General features: G+C 54.8%; 13 protein-coding genes. 7 read left to right on the top strand and 6 right to left on the bottom strand.

Going from position 1 to position 15658, the window contains the following annotated elements; genetic code table 11:
• Positions 1 to 6: 6 nt before the first annotated feature.
• The 3 genes from AC1DLO_RS05205 to gmd all read right to left on the bottom strand — a co-directional run bounded on the left by AC1DLO_RS05205 (position 7) and on the right by gmd (position 3480).
• The gene (locus tag AC1DLO_RS05205; RefSeq protein ID WP_476889501.1) at positions 7 to 1383 is read right to left on the bottom strand and encodes a sugar transferase; all 1377 of its coding nucleotides are present in this window, start codon (positions 1381 to 1383) and stop codon (positions 7 to 9) included.
• Positions 1384 to 1477: 94 nt separating this feature from the next.
• The gene (locus AC1DLO_RS05200) at positions 1478 to 2452 is read right to left on the bottom strand and encodes a GDP-L-fucose synthase family protein (protein WP_476889500.1); all 975 of its coding nucleotides are present in this window, start codon (positions 2450 to 2452) and stop codon (positions 1478 to 1480) included.
• Entirely contained in the window at positions 2452 to 3480 is a 1029-nt protein-coding gene (gene gmd, locus AC1DLO_RS05195) for a GDP-mannose 4,6-dehydratase (protein ID WP_476889499.1), read from the bottom strand. The genes AC1DLO_RS05200 and gmd overlap by 1 nt, the downstream gene beginning before the upstream one ends.
• A gap of 303 nt (positions 3481 to 3783) precedes the next feature.
• Here gmd and AC1DLO_RS05190 point away from each other — a divergent pair, with 303 nt between their 5' ends.
• The 6 genes from AC1DLO_RS05190 to AC1DLO_RS05165 are packed head-to-tail and all read left to right on the top strand — an operon-like array spanning position 3784 to position 10532.
• Positions 3784 to 4593, top strand: a complete 810-nt coding sequence (locus tag AC1DLO_RS05190; RefSeq protein WP_476889498.1) for a WecB/TagA/CpsF family glycosyltransferase — start codon at positions 3784 to 3786, stop codon at positions 4591 to 4593.
• A 54-nt stretch (positions 4594 to 4647) separates the two neighbouring features.
• Positions 4648 to 6066: an O-antigen ligase family protein gene (locus tag AC1DLO_RS05185; RefSeq protein ID WP_476889497.1), complete on the top strand. Its 1419-nt coding sequence runs from the start codon at positions 4648 to 4650 to the stop codon at positions 6064 to 6066.
• Positions 6067 to 6086: 20 nt separating this feature from the next.
• Positions 6087 to 7772 carry an ATP-binding cassette domain-containing protein gene (locus AC1DLO_RS05180; protein WP_476889496.1) on the top strand — a complete coding sequence of 562 codons (1686 nt, stop codon included), beginning with the start codon at positions 6087 to 6089 and terminating at the stop codon, positions 7770 to 7772.
• A complete protein-coding gene (locus tag AC1DLO_RS05175; protein ID WP_476889495.1) occupies positions 7769 to 8671 on the top strand; it encodes a glycosyltransferase family 2 protein in 903 nt (300 codons plus the stop codon). Before AC1DLO_RS05180 ends, AC1DLO_RS05175 begins: the two co-directional genes overlap by 4 nt.
• On the top strand, positions 8672 to 9562 hold the full coding sequence (locus tag AC1DLO_RS05170; RefSeq protein ID WP_476889494.1) for an alpha-1,2-fucosyltransferase: 891 nt from the start codon (positions 8672 to 8674) through the stop codon (positions 9560 to 9562). It begins immediately after the preceding gene.
• Positions 9534 to 10532: a glycosyltransferase gene (locus AC1DLO_RS05165; RefSeq protein WP_476889493.1), complete on the top strand. Its 999-nt coding sequence runs from the start codon at positions 9534 to 9536 to the stop codon at positions 10530 to 10532. Before AC1DLO_RS05170 ends, AC1DLO_RS05165 begins: the two co-directional genes overlap by 29 nt.
• Before the next feature lie 114 nt (positions 10533 to 10646).
• Here AC1DLO_RS05165 and AC1DLO_RS05160 read toward each other — a convergent pair whose 3' ends face one another.
• The 3 genes from AC1DLO_RS05160 to AC1DLO_RS05150 all read right to left on the bottom strand — a co-directional run bounded on the left by AC1DLO_RS05160 (position 10647) and on the right by AC1DLO_RS05150 (position 14038).
• Positions 10647 to 11054 (bottom strand): transposase, encoded by a 408-nt coding sequence (locus tag AC1DLO_RS05160; RefSeq protein ID WP_476889617.1) that lies wholly within the window; start codon positions 11052 to 11054, stop codon positions 10647 to 10649.
• Between the two features lie 301 nt (positions 11055 to 11355).
• A complete protein-coding gene (locus AC1DLO_RS05155) occupies positions 11356 to 12480 on the bottom strand; it encodes a glycosyltransferase family 4 protein (RefSeq protein ID WP_476889492.1) in 1125 nt (374 codons plus the stop codon).
• Between the two features lie 73 nt (positions 12481 to 12553).
• Positions 12554 to 14038: a tyrosine-protein kinase domain-containing protein gene (locus AC1DLO_RS05150; protein WP_476889491.1), complete on the bottom strand. Its 1485-nt coding sequence runs from the start codon at positions 14036 to 14038 to the stop codon at positions 12554 to 12556.
• A 464-nt stretch (positions 14039 to 14502) separates the two neighbouring features.
• Between AC1DLO_RS05150 and AC1DLO_RS05145 the strand changes: the two genes are divergently transcribed.
• Positions 14503 to 15624: a glycosyltransferase family 4 protein gene (locus tag AC1DLO_RS05145; protein ID WP_476889490.1), complete on the top strand. Its 1122-nt coding sequence runs from the start codon at positions 14503 to 14505 to the stop codon at positions 15622 to 15624.
• Positions 15625 to 15658 lie beyond the last annotated feature (34 nt).

Here is a 15658-nt window from a genome sequence, read left to right as displayed (position 1 = left end):
AGGTGGTTAGTACGCGCCGTGGCCGCGGAGCACAGCCCGAGCGGTGCGTAAGAGGATGATGAGGTCCCCGGCTAGGGACCAGTTTTCCACGTAGTAGAGGTCTAACCGGATGGAGTCCTGCCAGGAGAGATTAGATCTTCCACTGACCTGCCAAAGTCCGGTCACTCCCGGCTTGACCAGAAGGCGTCGACGCACATCTTGTTCGTAGTCATCCACCTCGCTCGGCAGGGGCGGACGCGGGCCAACCAGACTCATGGATCCGGACAGGACATTGAAGAGTTGCGGAAGCTCGTCGAGGCTGTACCTGCGAAGGAAGCCTCCAGTGCGCGTGATGCGTGGATCGTTCCTGATTTTGAAGAGTAGCCCGTTCCCTTCATTCCGGTGAGCGAGCTCAGCGAGCCTCGCCTCTGCGTCGGCCACCATGGTGCGGAATTTGAACATCTTGAAGCGCGCGCCCTCAAACCCCACGCGTTCCTGCCGGAAGAGGATGGGGCCGGAACTGTCGAGCTTTACGAGCACTGCGACGGCCGCCAACAGAGGCGAAAACAGCACTACCAAACTGGCGGAGACCAGCACGTCGAAGAGACGTTTGGCGACCCGTTGCCCGGCCTCAAGCGTGGGTGTGGTGACGTGAATAAGAGGCAAACCGGCGACTTGCTGCGTGTGGATGCGTGGTCCGGCGACGTCGGTGAGAGCCGGGGCCAAAATGAGCCCTACATTCCGGTCGGCCAATTCCCAGCCGAGCTGGCGGAGGGTTCTCGGATGCAGTTGAACCCCTGCGGTGATAGCCACGGCGTCAGCTTCGCATCGCTCGATCGCATCAAGGATTGCCTGCGTTTGCGGTTCATGGCCAAGTAGCGGCAATCCTGCGCCAGCAAGTTCCTGAGAGGGTGATGAGTCGCCGGGTGTATATGCAGCAACTGGCAGGTAGCCGGCGTGCTTCTCGCGCACCAGTGTCGCCGCTAGGTGGACGATTCCACTGGGACCGCCAAGAAGCATGAGCCGGGACATGCGTCGCCCTTTTTGGCGGTGGACGCTCAGGTGTTGCCGGAGGAGCCAACGAGCCAAGAGCAGGCCGACAAGGCCGGCCGGAAGCGCGATTCCGACATAGCCCCTGGCTGTTTCCATACGAAACACGTAGGAGAAGATTGCCACAAATCCGAACAACCAAAGGGACGCAGCAGCGACGCGTTTGTACTCGTCGGGCCCGGAACCGAGGATCCGGCTTTGGCGGGTGCTCCAAGCTTCAAGCATGAGCCACCACGTGACGGACAGAAAAGTCGATAGCCAAACGTAGCTGGCATCTTGTCCAGAAACGGCAGTGCCTGAGTCGAGCCCGAACCGGATGATGTAGGCACCAGTGACCGCCCAGACAATCACCAAGGCATCAACTATTCGAAGAGTGCGCGAGGTGCGCGTCCTCCAGTTTGCCTCCTGACGCAAAGTGCCCCCTATTCCAGCGCGCCGCTCTGACTTCTCAGTTACGGATTGCAGCCCGATTTGTTCTGTACCACTCCACCGTGTCCTTGATTCCATCTTCCAGGCCGATGGAAGCAGACCATCCGGCATTGGAGAGCTTGGAAACGTCCAGCAGTTTTCTTGGCGTGCCATCCGGCTTGGAAGTATCCCATTCGATCGCACCGGAGAATCCGACGGAACTCGCCACAATCTCCGCCAATTCCTTGATGGTTACATCCATCCCCGCACCGACGTTCACCTGTTCTGGGCCGTCGTAGTTCTCCAAAAGATGAAGGCAAGCCGCAGCCATGTCGTCAACGTGCAGGAATTCCCGACGGGGCGAACCGGTGCCCCAGTTGGTGACTACAGGAGTACCAGATTTGACCGCTTCGTCGTAGCGACGAATCAGTGCCGGCAACACGTGTGAACCTTCCGGCGAGAAATTGTCGCCTGGCCCGTAGAGATTAGTGGGCATGGCCGATATCCACGGGAGCCCGTACTGCCGCCGGACAGCCTGGATCTGAATGATGCCGGCTATTTTCGCAATAGCGTATGCATCATTGGTGGGTTCTAAGTGGCCGGTGAGAAGTGAGTCCTCGCGAATCGGCTGTTTTGCAAACTTTGGATAGATGCAGGACGATCCAAGGAAGAGAAGTCGTTCGACGCCGTGCTCGCGAGCGGCGTCGAGAACGTTCACCTGGATCCGCAGATTGTCGCTAAGGAAGTCTACGGGGTGGGTGTTATTCGCGAGAATACCGCCCACCTTCGCCGCAGCCAGTACGACGTAGCGCGGCTTGGTCTGGGCAAAGAACTCGAAGGCTGCCTCCCGATTCTTGAGGTCCAGTTCAGAGGAAGTCTTGCCCGCGAGTTGGGTGAAGCCTTCGTCTTCAAGCTTGCGCCAAATAGCGGAGCCCACCAAGCCACGGTGCCCCGCCACGTAGAAGGTCGAGTTGCGGTCCAGTTTGCCCGGGGTGAAAAAGACGGACTCTGACATCAGTTCTTCCAACTATCGAGATCGACATCATCGATCCAGTTGTTGCCGGCGTGCTTCGATGCCTCGATGTCGGCGTCTACCATGATTCGTGCAAGCTCCGGGGTGTGGACGGTAGCCTTCCAGCCGAGCTTCTCTTGGGCCTTCGAAGCATCACCGACTAGAGCGTCCACTTCGGTTGGACGAAGGTAGCGTTCGTCGAAGCGCACGTGGTCTTCCCAGTTCAGGCCCGCGTGCTCAAAGGAGATTTGGAGGAAGTCGCGGACCGTGTAGTTGCCACCTGTAGCCAGAACAAAGTCGTCCGGCTCGTCGACCTGCAGCATGCGCCACATGCCCTCCACGTACTCGGCCGCGTAGCCCCAGTCGCGTATGGCGTCGAGGTTGCCCATATAGAGAGAATCCTGTTTGCCGGCCTTGATAGCGGCCACGGCCCGAGTAATCTTGCGCGTTACGAAAGTCTCTCCGCGGCGGGGCGATTCGTGGTTAAACAGGATGCCGTTGACGGCAAACATGCCATAGGCCTCACGGTAATTCTTCGTCACCCAGTAGCTGTAGACCTTAGCCGCGCCGTACGGGGACCGAGGGTAAAACGGGGTCTCTTCATTCTGCGGAGGAGGCGTGGCACCGAACATTTCTGAGGAAGACGCCTGGTAGAACTTGGTTTCAATGCCAGACATGCGGACTGCTTCGAGCAGACGGATGGAGCCGATGCCGGTGGTGTCCCCAGTGTGTTCGGGTTCGTCGAAGGACACACGAACGTGTGACTGCGCTGCGAGGTTGTAGACCTCGTCCGGTCGGATTTGGGCAAGCAGCGTCACAAGACGTGCTCCGTCGCTGAGATCTCCATAATGGAGGAAGAGCTTCGCTTTGGCCTCGTGGGGGTCCACATACAAATGGTCGATCCGTGCCGTATTGAAAGTTGACGCCCTACGGATGAGGCCGTGGACTTCGTAGCCTTTGCTGAGAAGCAGCTCAGCCAGATAGGACCCATCTTGTCCAGTGATCCCGGTGATAAGTGCGCGTTTTGCCATTGCTACCCCCATAGTTATGTCAAGTTATTGGAACGACGCCTGCCGACGATGACCTGAGTTTGCTGGATAAGCCATACTCATCCTAGTTAGAGGACGTTTGGTTCGTTCAACGGACTTTACCGTGTCGGCGAGATTGGGCGTCCGTAGGTCTCGCGGGTACCATTGCCCTAGAAACGGGGGGAGACACCAGCCAATACAGTCTGCGCAGGGGGAAATAGCCACAAGGACGACCGCGAATTTCGCCGAATTTCGCCGATTTTCGTCGCGGGTTGGGGTCCGAATGAACGAAGGATATCGGGGGATATGACGCCAGTCTCGTCAGTTTGGTCTTCGGTCTGGCCAACCAGTTCACAACCGTTCGGCCCACTGTCTCTTGTAGCTGCCCCTAGGCTCGAGGCAGCTCATGGCCTTTGCACACTTGCCAACCAGCTGACCGGGCGGTCCATCCTGCATGTGCATCTCGTCAACGCCTACACGATCGCACTCGCCGCGCGAGACGAACAATATGCTGAGCTCCTGTCGAACTGTAGTTTGAATCTTCCGGACGGCAAGCCGATTGCTGTCCTCTCCAGATTGAGAGGCGCGAGGCCCAGGCTGCACCAAGTCAGAGGCCCTCAACTCTTTCTCGATGTCTTCGATCTAGGGCGTCAATACGGAATACGACATTTCTTGCTCGGTTCCTCGCCGGAAGTGCTGAAACGGCTCCAAACCAACCTTGAAGCTACGTATCCCGGCAGCGACATAGTAGGAGTTGAGAGCCCGCCCTACAGGCCTCTTACTCGGTCAGAGTTGGACATGCAGGACCGTCGGATCAGGGAAACAGCCCCAGACATAGTGTGGGTCGGACTCGGAACACCAAAACAGGACTGGGAGGCGCAGCGGCTTGCAGTATCGATCGGAACTTTAACGATCGCAGTTGGTGCGGCTTTTGACTTCGCAGCAGGGACAGTCAAAGAGGCGCCTAGGTGGGTCCGGGCGATTGGTCTCGAATGGTTCTTCCGTTTGTGTAGCCAACCTCGGCGTCTCTGGCGGCGCTATTTTGTCGGAAATTCCATTTTCCTTGCGGTAGCAATGAAGGATATTCGGAACAGGGGTTGGAATCAACGCAAATGACTAAACATTTATCCAAACCGAGGCGAAAATTGCCCCGACTCAGCGAAGTTGAGAATGAGCCAGACGTCAACTAGTCATCCACGCCAACCAAGTTTTGCCCCTGACCTCGGTGAACGTGTTGTTAAATTCGCGCGATCGAATTTAGCAAAGGCAACCGCTTTGGTCGGCGTCCTAACGCTTGCTTGCTTAGTTATCTCGGGAGGGATATCGCTCAGTCTAGCTGCCGCTTCGTCGGTTGGTTTGGTTGGAATTCTTATATTGGCCACGGTTCGCAATCCGACCAAAATATTGTTCATCTTATTTGTAAATGCTTGCCTGCTAGTCGTGCCTAAGCGGGATATTGGAGGTGTCGACGTTTCCGCGCTGCTCTCTCTCGTTGCAGCGGGACTTTTAACCCTCAGCTTAGCCTCAGACAAACAAAAGCTTGATTCCGCAGAGGATTCTCTCTTAGAGAATAGGCGCTTCGACCCGGTGCAGTATGTCCTGATTGGTTTTGGCGTTTTGTCAATCATCTCAACGTCAATCAATTCGCAAAGCCTCGTTTCCGTAATTCCCTGGCTCAGCGGCATCAGCTTTGCTTTGCTCATTGGATATGTACCTAATTCACAACTTCCGTCTGTTTCCAGCGCTCGTCGAACCATCTTGGTTGCTGGAGCGGTCGCAACAGTTTATGATCTTTATCTGCTCGCAACTGGTAAAGCGTTGAATGTGGGAACATTTAACGCTGGGCGATTTTTGGGCTCCTTAGGCGACTACGAATTGTTGGCCGAATTTTACGGAGTCGTAATCTTGCTCGCCCTAACCGGCATATTTTTTGATAAAAATAGAGTCTGGCGACTTGCTTCGGGCGTTCTCATAGTGCCGAGTTTCTTCATAATTTTGGCGACTCAGTCAAGAGGCCCAATCATACTCCTGTGTGGCGTGATACCCGTCCTCATTCTAATTTCGATATTTTGGTTGCGTGAGTCTATCGGAAAGATTCTGATTCTGACAGGGTGCGTGGCTCTGGGTCTCGGAGCTTTCATCGGAACACTTTCTGCCACTCCTCTATTTGAACGACTCACGACAATTCAACTTAGCGAAGGAATCGATACGGCAATAAATCGGGCGGCGGTGTGGGACTACTTTACGCAGTTGCCGAAGTTTATTGATCTTGGGATCGTTGGCAATGGGTTCGATTATCCCTATGAGGAGATTGGAACTTATCCCCATAGTCTGTATCTATGGCTTCTTTGGTCCGGAGGTCCGGCTCTTCTTATTTGTTTTGTCCTGTTAGTTTTGTTACTGGTAGGAAAGTTGATCCGGGGGATCGTTCTTCGACATTCTGCTTCGCTAAGTGTCGCCGCGGTGGTTGGGTACATTCTTGTTGATGAGGTCAAGATCGAGGCTGCGCGCACGTCTCCTACGGTTGGTTTCGTGTGGGTCTTCTTGTCGCTTGCCATACTTGCTGGCCGGGAGCGGAGGAAATTGTGAAAAAGCCAAGAGATATATCCATGATTCGTGCACTAGGACACTACGGCAAGCTCCTGAAGACTTTTAGACTTGGCGGGTTCGTTTCAATTCTTGTGTTGGCCCTGAGTGGAGTTGCGGAGGCGCTCGGTTTGGCTAGCATCCTTCCATTGCTTAATCATAGTGACTCGACTTTAAGTTCCACTCTTCCGGTATTAGCGATGCTGACTTTGTTTCTTGTGATGTCAACAATGCTGAAATATTTTGGTGATGCCCTTATCAGCAGAATTACGACCTCAGTCGAAGCGAAGGCAAGACGACAGCTTATGGAAAGGCTCGTTGCCGGACCATGGCTTCAGGTGGGCAAGATGGGTCAGGGAGAGATTACGGCGGCGGTTATGTCAGAAGCAACGCAGCTTTCGAACGGGGTTTATGCCCTTCTTTCCGGCATCGGAACTGCAGTGGTTGTCGGTATTCTCTTTGCCGCATCTGCCGTGTTAACTCCGGGCTTGCTTGTCCTTGCGTTGTTGTTCATTCTTGTTTCGGCGCTGATCTTCCGCCAGAGGCTGAAGCACGTTAGACAGAACGAGAGCCAGCTATCCAGCACGACAACGGAAATCGCGGAAGATGTCTCCTCGTCTCTGGCGGATATTAAATTCCTACGAGAGTCCGGTAGCGACCACCAATGGTTGGTGCGGTCGCAAGAGAGTGCGGATCTCCTGGGACGGCTAAGGCGGCGACAAATCATGCTGCCGTCGGCAACACGAACCATGGTTGACTCGGTTGCCGCTCTGTTCTTGGCTCTAGTTGTTGGTCTCGCGCTGCTAATACTGGGAGACTTAACCTTGGGTTTGGTATTTGTAGCGCTTTTCTACCGAATAATCCCGAGGGTGCAAGCTGTTCAGAATCAGCTGAACACGGCTCTCGGACAAGTCGTTTGGATCGAGAAGTGGGATTCCCGGATTAGTAACTTGGCGGAATCGTATATTGGTTCTCCAGAAGTGCCAGTCTCTGCGGTAGAGAGTCCTGGGTCCACGGCTGATGGCCCGCCGGCCTTCGAGCTTCGCGAAGTGTCGCACTTTTTCCCCGGCAGAGAAGTTGCTGTGCTCGACGGGATTGATCTTGAAATTGGTTCTGGTGACCGCGTTGCGATTCTGGGTCCGAGTGGCTCGGGAAAGACGACGCTACTGGACATACTTTTGGGATTGTTTCCACCCACCGTGGGCAAGGTTCGGGTTAACGGCCAGAACTTGGGATGCAACGGCTGGAGGGAATTCCGCCGGGATATCGGCGTTGTTCCCCAGGACGTGCCTATACGACGCGGCACTCTGGCCGAGAACATCTACTGGGATCGCCCTGCGGATTCTTTGCTCCTTGAAGAGGTGCTTCGTATGACTCAACTTGAAGAATTCGTTGGGCAGCTGCCGTCAGGAACTGATTCGTTTATCGACTCAAAGTCGATTGGCCTGTCGGGAGGCCAACGACAGAGGGTGGGTTTAGCGCGCGCCTTGTATAGGCAGCCCTCACTTCTTGTCTTGGACGAGGCCACCAGTGCCCTAGACCTCGGCACGGAAAGAGCAATCCTCGAGGCCGTCAATGGCGTGCCTTGGCCAATGACGGTAATCGTTGTTACGCACCGCCATGCCGTTCTTGATTTCGTGGATCGAAGAATAGATCTAGTCAACGGCAAAATAAGACCCTCACACCACGACATGGAGTTAGGCTCATGATAGACGCGCTAGTTATTTGCACCCGCAATCGACCCCGGGATTTGAAGCGTTGTCTCGACTCGGTATTGGAACAACTGACAATGCCGAAGCGCCTTCTTATCGTGGACAGCAGTGATGAGCGGGACTCAGCAGAACTCAGTGAGGCTTATAAAATAGACCGTGGCCTGCCATTTCTCGAATATGTTCATACATCACCTGGACTGACACTGCAGCGAAATGCCGCGCTGGGTAGGCTGAGAGAAGAATTCGACGTGGTCCACTTCATTGATGATGACGTGGAGCTAGAGCCCGGTTACATTCAGGAGCTCATGAATGCTTTTGAGACGGATTCGTCTTTGGTAGGCGCCGGCGGTTTGATTCTGGGAGGTAACCGGAAGAAGGCAAGACTCTTCGCCCGGATTGGAGGACGGGACAGCCTAGTACCAGGCACGGTTCTGTCCACCGGCTTTAATATTGGGGCACATGAGACTCCATTTGATGTCGACGTTGATTGGCTTCCGGGGTGTTCCATGTCCTTCCGTCTCGCGATGATACATGGGCTCGCGTTTGATGAACGAAGAGTCGGGTATGCGATTGGCGAGGATGCAGACTTCGGATTGCGCGCTAGTTCGCGCGGGGCACTTAGGCACGTTCACCTAGCGAGGCTTCATCATCATCAGTCGCCCGTAAACCGCCACAAGCGGCCGTTGCTAGTGCGGATGGCTATAGCTCACCGCTGGACTTTGGCCGAGGACAATCTAGGAAGAGTCCGCCGGTCGATGGTTGTTTACGGCACGGTGATGGAGTCCTTCACGTACCTTCTCCGTTTTGCGGTTTCTCGGCTGCAGGATCGGCTGGCATGGGATTGCTTCGTGGCCTGTGTTGGTGGTCTGTCGGATATTGCTAGGAGGCGTGTCTAGTTGAAAATTGATGATGGTGTTTGTGCATACCTGACGGGTGGTTTGGGCAACCAGTTATTTGTTCTAGCAGCAGCTTGGGAGCAGGCCGAGCGTCTCGGGTGTCCGCTTTACATAGATGCGTCGAAGTACACGAAGGGAGATCCGAGGTCATTCGAGCTAGGTGCCTTGAATCTGCCGGGATCGGTTATCGCCAGTGAGTCGCCGTGGCTGGACTTAGGAAGTCGTGCTCGCAGATTCGGACTGGCGAAGCGCACAAGAAAACTTCACGTTTATCGAGAAACCTCATTTGGCTATTCTTCGGATATCAACAAGATCGTTCCCGGAACAACGATTTTTGGATACTTTCAGTCACCCCGATACTTTGAAGGTATTGCGGATCGTGTGGCGGATCTCATCATGAGCTGCGCTGCGACTGCCGAGGAGCAACGAATCATTCACGACTTGACGAGCAGAGGTTGGGCCACAATCCACGTTCGCCGTGGGGATTATTTAAGCGCCCACACGCAAGCTGTTCACGGCGTTACTTCAAGCCACTATTTCGAACGTGGTCTCGGCGTAATCAGGAGGATATCGTCGATTGATCAAGCAATAGTCTTTTCGGATGAGCCAGACGTTGCTCAGAATGAACTCGGTTACCTCGCAAATGTGGAATTCTTTACGGAGAACTCTGCCCTAACTTCCCTAAATACGATCCGAGCGATGTCGCTGGGCAGTGGAATGGTCATGAGCAATTCGTCGTTCAGCTGGTGGGCCGCTTGGCTCATGGCGAGACGAGGGCAGCACACAATAATCTCCCCGAGACCTTGGATGGCGAACGGGGAGAGCGCTGCGGATCTTCTCTGCGCTGATTGGTTGACCCTAGATGCCAGAGGAGCCACGAACCGTGCCTAAATTCGTGGAGTCTGAGGAGAATGGGCCTCGGCAAGTCTGTGTCATAGCTGTTTGCACGTTTAGGCGCCCATTATTATTGGCGGCCCTCATCGAGAAATTGAATACCCAGAATTTCCCGAAACACGAAGTCGACATCCGTATCCTCATAGTCGACAATGACATCGATCGATCGGCGGAAGCTGTCTTCAACGACGGCAGAAATGCGTTCGACAATGCACGAATTGACTATATGGCAGTGCAGCCGCAAGGGTTGGTGGTCGCTCGAAATGCTGCCCTGGACTATGCCAAGTCTCTGGACGCGGTAGTAGTGTTCATCGATGACGATGAGAGTCCTTCGGATGGTTGGCTTGGAGCACACTGGAGGATGCATCTTAATTTCCCCGATGATGTCATTGCCGGGCCGGTTGTGCCGAGATTCGAGACGGAACCGCCTTCCTGGTGTCAGGATGGTTCCTATTGGATGAGACCTACATTCGAGGACGCGAGCTTATTGCCTAAGCCAACTGGAGACGGAAATATTCTCTTTCCGAGATCTCTAGTCCGGAGTTGGCGCTATTCGCCAAAATACAACACATCTGGGGGTCAAGACACGCATCTATTACGAGGCTGGATTGAAGCGGGCAATAGGTTGCGTTGGAACGCTCGGGCCGTAGTTACAGAAATAGTGCCACCTGGGCGCCTTACATTTAGATATGCCCTCGACCGCGCCTATTTCAGTTCCTTGACTTATGTGTGGGTGGATCGGGAATTCGGCTCAAGCGCCGCGTGGACATTAGTTAGAATTGGGCGTCGGATTGCTCTAGGGACACTTGATTACGCAATTGCATTTGTAAGACATGACCCATGGTTGTGGCATCGGGCGCGTCTACATTTTTCGTCCGCTCGAGGAACGTTTCACGGCTTGAAGCTGTCTTCTTTCGACAGATACTCGGACTATCAGATCGATGCATCGTCGAAGACCTCAATCTAGGTTGACCTATTCCAGTCATCGTGCGTGAAGCGGCGCGACAACATGCACCGGAGGTCCGCCCGCGATAACCCGGTGCTTCACGGTTCGTGGTGAATGTTCTGCCGTGATGCATGTTCATGCCGCTGTTCTGGCGGCATTGCGCAACAGGATACGCGTTTTGTAGTTGTCCGGGTTGGTGGATCCCCGCTCTGTTCGTTTGATGTGTTTGATGGCTGTGTTGTTTGCTTCTACTTTCGCCGTGGTCGCACCGGTGACGATGAGGACTTCGACTTCTTTCCACCACCCGCAGATCGTGCGCCAGAGCCGATTCGTTTCCGGCTGCGCGGCTCGTTCGACCAGTCCCTGTAGGCGGTCTTTCGCCGCGGCCGCGTCGGCAATCGACCAGGTGGCAAGCAGCGCCCGAAGCTGTTCTTTGACCAGCCACGCTGCGTGCAGCTTCCCGGTGGCTTCGTCGTTAGCGAACACGGTGCTGAGCCTGTTCCGTGCCCGGTCCGAGAGTGTATCGCCGCCATGCAGGAGCAGCCGCCGATTAGCGCCCCTCCATGAACACGGAGTGCCATCAAGGCTCGAAGCTCCTGACTCTTGATGAGTGCATAGAGAACATCCATCACAGCAGGGTTACGAGCCCTTCAGCTTTCAAGACACGGAATCCGTTTCATCATGAACCACGGAGAGCCGATTAACCCTGCAGCCCTCGGAGGCGCGGCGTGGGTGCGGTTTGGCAAATCGGCGCCGGCTCTTGGATCCAGGCGATCGGTTCTCGAAGGGTAGAGCTACTCACTCACCATCTTCGCGACCAAGCCGATCGCAGATCAGACACTACTTAGATACGAAGGGCTTGTTGAATCCCTTCCAAGAACCGCGCGGCCATTTCATCGGTCGTAAATTTCCTAGTGTTGCCTCTGCATGCCTGCTGCATCGCCCGTAATTTCTCGCGGTCGTTGAGTAGCTGTACTAACTCCTTTGCGTACATGCTCACTGAATCACCGGAAACAATGCATGTCTTGCCGTCTTCTAGGTACTCGAACTCCGGTCCGTGAAAAGGCCACGTAGTCGTAAGAATTGGGCGACCGGTTGCAAAACTATCGACCGCCACTAACCCTACTCGTCCGGGCATACAAATTACCTCGGATGCCGCTATCGCGAGGGCCTTTTCATGTCCAAAAAGTGGCCCCAAGTACCTAATCCAAGGCTCAGTTTCCTCGAGTCGCTGTACATACTCTCTAAGCGGCCCGTTACCCACAACAATTAGTCGAAAATCCTCCTCCGACTCGAAAGCAAGTCGGCAGGCCTCGAATAAAAAAGGGAGCCGCTTGAACTCGTCAAGCCCTCCAATAAATATCGCGGTGTGTTGAGCGAGTCCGCGCTCTCTGCGAAAATCTTCGATTTGGGTGGGCGATATGGCGGATGTGCTATTTACGAGTTCCGATGTATCTGTTGAGTTCTGCACGACGGTCGTCTGAGCGACAGGGTAGCCTGTGGAAACGACCGAATTGCGTGATCCTTCAGTGTAAGCAAAGAACCAGTCTGCAGCGTTGGTCAGCTTGGTCATCGTGAGTCTTCTGAGCCGGGATGGTCTGGTTACGAAATCCCGTCCATGCCCCCAGAGCGCAATTTTCCTACGTTTCCTGGGACGCAGAAGAAGCCAGTAGGCATCTAAGTTGCGACGCGCTTGTTCGAGAATGACGAGGTTTGCCGAATCGATCAGAGGTTGCACTTTGCGGAAAACAATGCGAAAATTTCCGACGCCTATTTCCTTTTGAGCAATTGGAACGATAAATTCAGCCTGCGCACCGTCCTGGCGAAGGTGTTGTTCTTCGTTTGCAACGCCCGCCGCAACCTGGATGTTAATTCCGCTTTCCAGGCCTAACTGAATTAATCTAAGGAAGAAAGGAACTCGATACTGTGGCACGTATTCTTGAAGTATTACTACTCGCATGTTTGTCATGCCGCCTCTTCGCCGTTCAATTGCTGGTCTCTCCGGTCAGATCACTATTAGATTTTGGCCGTCGTTAGCGAGATCAGCGAGAATCGAAACGACTCGCGGGAAATATATTGGAGGACTGCTCAGCAGGCTCTAAGATTGTTCTGCTGAACTCGTCGTTACGTCTTTGATCGTGCCCTCGGGAAATCGCCGGTTTGGACTTCGTCGCAGCCTTTGCGGGGGCTAGTTGCGCGGCTCCGTATGAATAGGAGTAGGAGTAGGCATCCGGCCCCCTAGCGGGAACGCGGTTCAGCACGACGCCCAGGAGCTTTGATCCGACCATTTTCAAGGCGCTCAAGGACTTTTCAAGATCGCGTCTCTTTAGTTTCTGTGTTCCGATCACAACAATCACGCCGCCAACATGCTGAGAGAGCACGGCTGCGTCAGTTACCGGCAAAAGCGGTGGTGCATCAACGACGATGGTATCGAACGCATGCTCGAGCCTAAGGATAAGGTGTTTCATCTCCTCAGAGCCCAAAAGCTCGCTCGGATTAGGTGGGATTTGGCCCGAAGCCAGAACAAAAAGATTGTCCTCCCCCCACGGTTGCAGCAAATCGTTGACGTCTGAGGATCCAATTAGAGCGGTGGTTAGCCCTAGACTGCCGTCCAGCCCCAAGTACTGATGAACCATTGGTAACCGAAGATCAGCATCAATGAGACATACCGTTTGCCCCGCCTGAGCTAGTGCGATGGCGAGGTTGGTGGCGGTCGTACTCTTTCCCTCGCCGGGCACCGACGAGGTCACGAGCACAGTTTTTGCCTGACCTGTTACATTGGCGAACTGGAGGTTGGTTCGAAGCTGGCGAAAGGACTCGGCACGGGGACTCTGAGCCGGTGCTTGCGTTAGAAGCGGTTTTCGCGTCGCCGACTGATTAAAGGAAATACCTCCTAAGACAGGAGCGTCTGTAATCAGTCGCAAGTCGGCTTCGCTCCGGACTCTGCTGTCCAAAGTGCCTCGCAACATCGCGACGGCGAGGCCAGCCCCGATGCCAAAAACAATCCCGAGGAGCAGATTTATTGAGGTCTTAGGTGCGGAGGGTTGTGCGGGGACAGTTGCCGGCGTAATTATCGAGAGGCTTACTGGCGAGCCACCGCCAGTCTTCGGACGTTCAAGCCTGTCTACCGCATTTATTAGGCTGTTTGCGACAGCTTGAGCGATTGCGGCCGCTTGAGCAGGAGAGCTATCGTTCACCGATATGTTTATCAAGACCGTGTTTAGATCAGTGCTGGCCCGAACGTTCGGTGCCATTGCCCCTGCGGTAGTACTGAGGCCGAGTGACGCAATGACTGGATCGAGAACGACCGGCGTGGTCACCGTCTTTACGTAGGACTGGACCCTTGCTTGGCTGAAGGTGTTGCCTTGCTGCATCTCCTGTACAGAACCGGAGTTCTGAATCGCCACGAATAATTGTGTCTCAGACGTGTACGTGGGTTTCGACAGCATTGACGCTGCCCCCGCAACTAGGAGGCCAGCGAGGGTCGCGGCGACGACGATGATCCAACTGCGGCGCAAGATGCGCATGTAATCGTGTAGGTCCAAGCCGGGGTCCCCCTGTGTCGGATGGCTGGCACGCCACCGGAACGGCGATATCGTTGCGGTCCGCTTAAGTGTACCTGCCCTCTTCGGACGGTAATCCGACCTGGTCGCTATTGCGAGCGTGGCGGTGCATGGTCGGTTGGAACGCGCCAATCGATCCTCGTTCGGGTGATTCGCTCATGAGTGTCAAAGTACGCGGACGAGGTGGCACTATTAAACCGACGGTTTGGTGATGAACATGTATGTCAACGGTACAGGTGCTGCGGAGCGTTAATCGCATCCACAACAAGGTCAAAGGCTGAGGCCGGCCCGTTCGTTCGCGGTCGGCTTTGGATGCGGAATAACGGCCGCCATGATTCGATTTATCCATCCGAACCTTCCGGCGCCGGGATTCGGCGAGTTTTGAAGTGACCTGACTGGCAACATCAGCAACGACCAAGGAGTGGAAATTGAGAGTTGCGATTGTTCACAGCTTCTATTCATCTAGAAGTCCAAGTGGTGAAAACATTGCCGTGGTGCAACAAGCCGAGGCCCTCCGACGGGCTGGATATACAGTTGAGGTTTTCGCGCAGCGGACAGACGAGCGGGAGTTGAGCAACCTCTACCCTCTGAAGGCGGCTTGGCACGTTGCGTCAGGTAAAGGCCCCAGACCAAGCCTGGATGAATTTGCGCCGGATATTGTTCACATTCACAATCTCTTTCCCAACTATGGAAAGGCTTGGATAAGAGACTCCACCGTGCCCGTTGTTGTATCTCTTCACAATTATCGGCCGCTTTGTAGCGCAGGGATTTTCTTCCGGAAGGGCCAGACCTGCACGGAATGCGTGGACAAAAGATCAAGTCTTCCGGCAGTGCTTCACGGATGCTACCGGGGTCGGCTGCAATCTGTTCCGGTAGCCATTGGTCAGCGCTTTGAGAAGGACCGGCTCCTAACTGGCGCGGATTCGGTTATTAGTCTTAGCACTCAAATGCGCTCATTCTATGAACGGGCTGGTGTGCCGACTGAGAAGGTTCACGTCCTTCCAAATTTCCTGCCATCGGACCTCGATTTAGGGGCGGGCGTTGGTGGCGACTACTGGTTGTATGCGGGCCGCCTGTCTGAAGAGAAGGGCATTTTGCCTCTTGTTTCGGAGTGGCCAGAGGGCCACCGACTCCTGGTTGTAGGGTCGGGGGAGCTGGAGCGCGAACTAACTGAGCTGAATCGCAAGAACGTCGCGCTGGTTGGGCCCACGAATCGGGCAGGCCTGTTGGAATTGATGCGCGGGGCTATTGGACTTGTATTTCCTTCGAAATGTTATGAAGGATTTCCCATGGTTTACGTCGAAGCTTTATCTTCGGGTACTCCAGTCCTGACGTGGGAGCCATCCGTTGTGGCCTCCCTGGTCCGGGAAGAAGGAACCGGAATGATCGGCAATGATCGAGACTTAGAAACGACGCTTGGTATCGCCGCCGAGGAGTTCCCTAGCCTGCGGAACCGTTGCCGGCGCGCGTTTGATACTTCGTATACGGAGGATACCTGGATCGAACAGTTGGGACGAATCTACGCTGCGGCCGGAACAAAAGCCGGCTGACGGCCGAGACTTCGGCCTTCGCAGTCCCAGGAAT

It is taken from the genome of Arthrobacter sp. 01T419 (assembly GCF_056398865.1).
Note: the sequence above shows the minus strand (reverse complement) of the source record. Positions and strands in the feature narration are given on the sequence as shown.

Excerpts from the sequence above, each read along its gene's own strand:
- AC1DLO_RS05185 (WP_476889497.1), top strand. The coding sequence starts at position 4,648 with ATGAGCCAGACGTCAACTAGTCATCCACGCCAACCAAGTTTTGCCCCT.
- AC1DLO_RS05155 (WP_476889492.1), bottom strand. The coding sequence starts at position 12,480 with ATGACAAACATGCGAGTAGTAATACTTCAAGAATACGTGCCACAGTAT.
- AC1DLO_RS05175 (WP_476889495.1), top strand. The coding sequence starts at position 7,769 with ATGATAGACGCGCTAGTTATTTGCACCCGCAATCGACCCCGGGATTTG.
- AC1DLO_RS05180 (WP_476889496.1), top strand. The coding sequence starts at position 6,087 with ATGATTCGTGCACTAGGACACTACGGCAAGCTCCTGAAGACTTTTAGA.
- AC1DLO_RS05150 (WP_476889491.1), bottom strand. The coding sequence starts at position 14,038 with ATGCGCATCTTGCGCCGCAGTTGGATCATCGTCGTCGCCGCGACCCTC.
- AC1DLO_RS05190 (WP_476889498.1), top strand. The coding sequence starts at position 3,784 with ATGACGCCAGTCTCGTCAGTTTGGTCTTCGGTCTGGCCAACCAGTTCA.
- AC1DLO_RS05200 (WP_476889500.1), bottom strand. The coding sequence starts at position 2,452 with ATGTCAGAGTCCGTCTTTTTCACCCCGGGCAAACTGGACCGCAACTCG.
- gmd (WP_476889499.1), bottom strand. The coding sequence starts at position 3,480 with ATGGCAAAACGCGCACTTATCACCGGGATCACTGGACAAGATGGGTCC.
- AC1DLO_RS05165 (WP_476889493.1), top strand. The coding sequence starts at position 9,534 with ATGCCAGAGGAGCCACGAACCGTGCCTAAATTCGTGGAGTCTGAGGAG.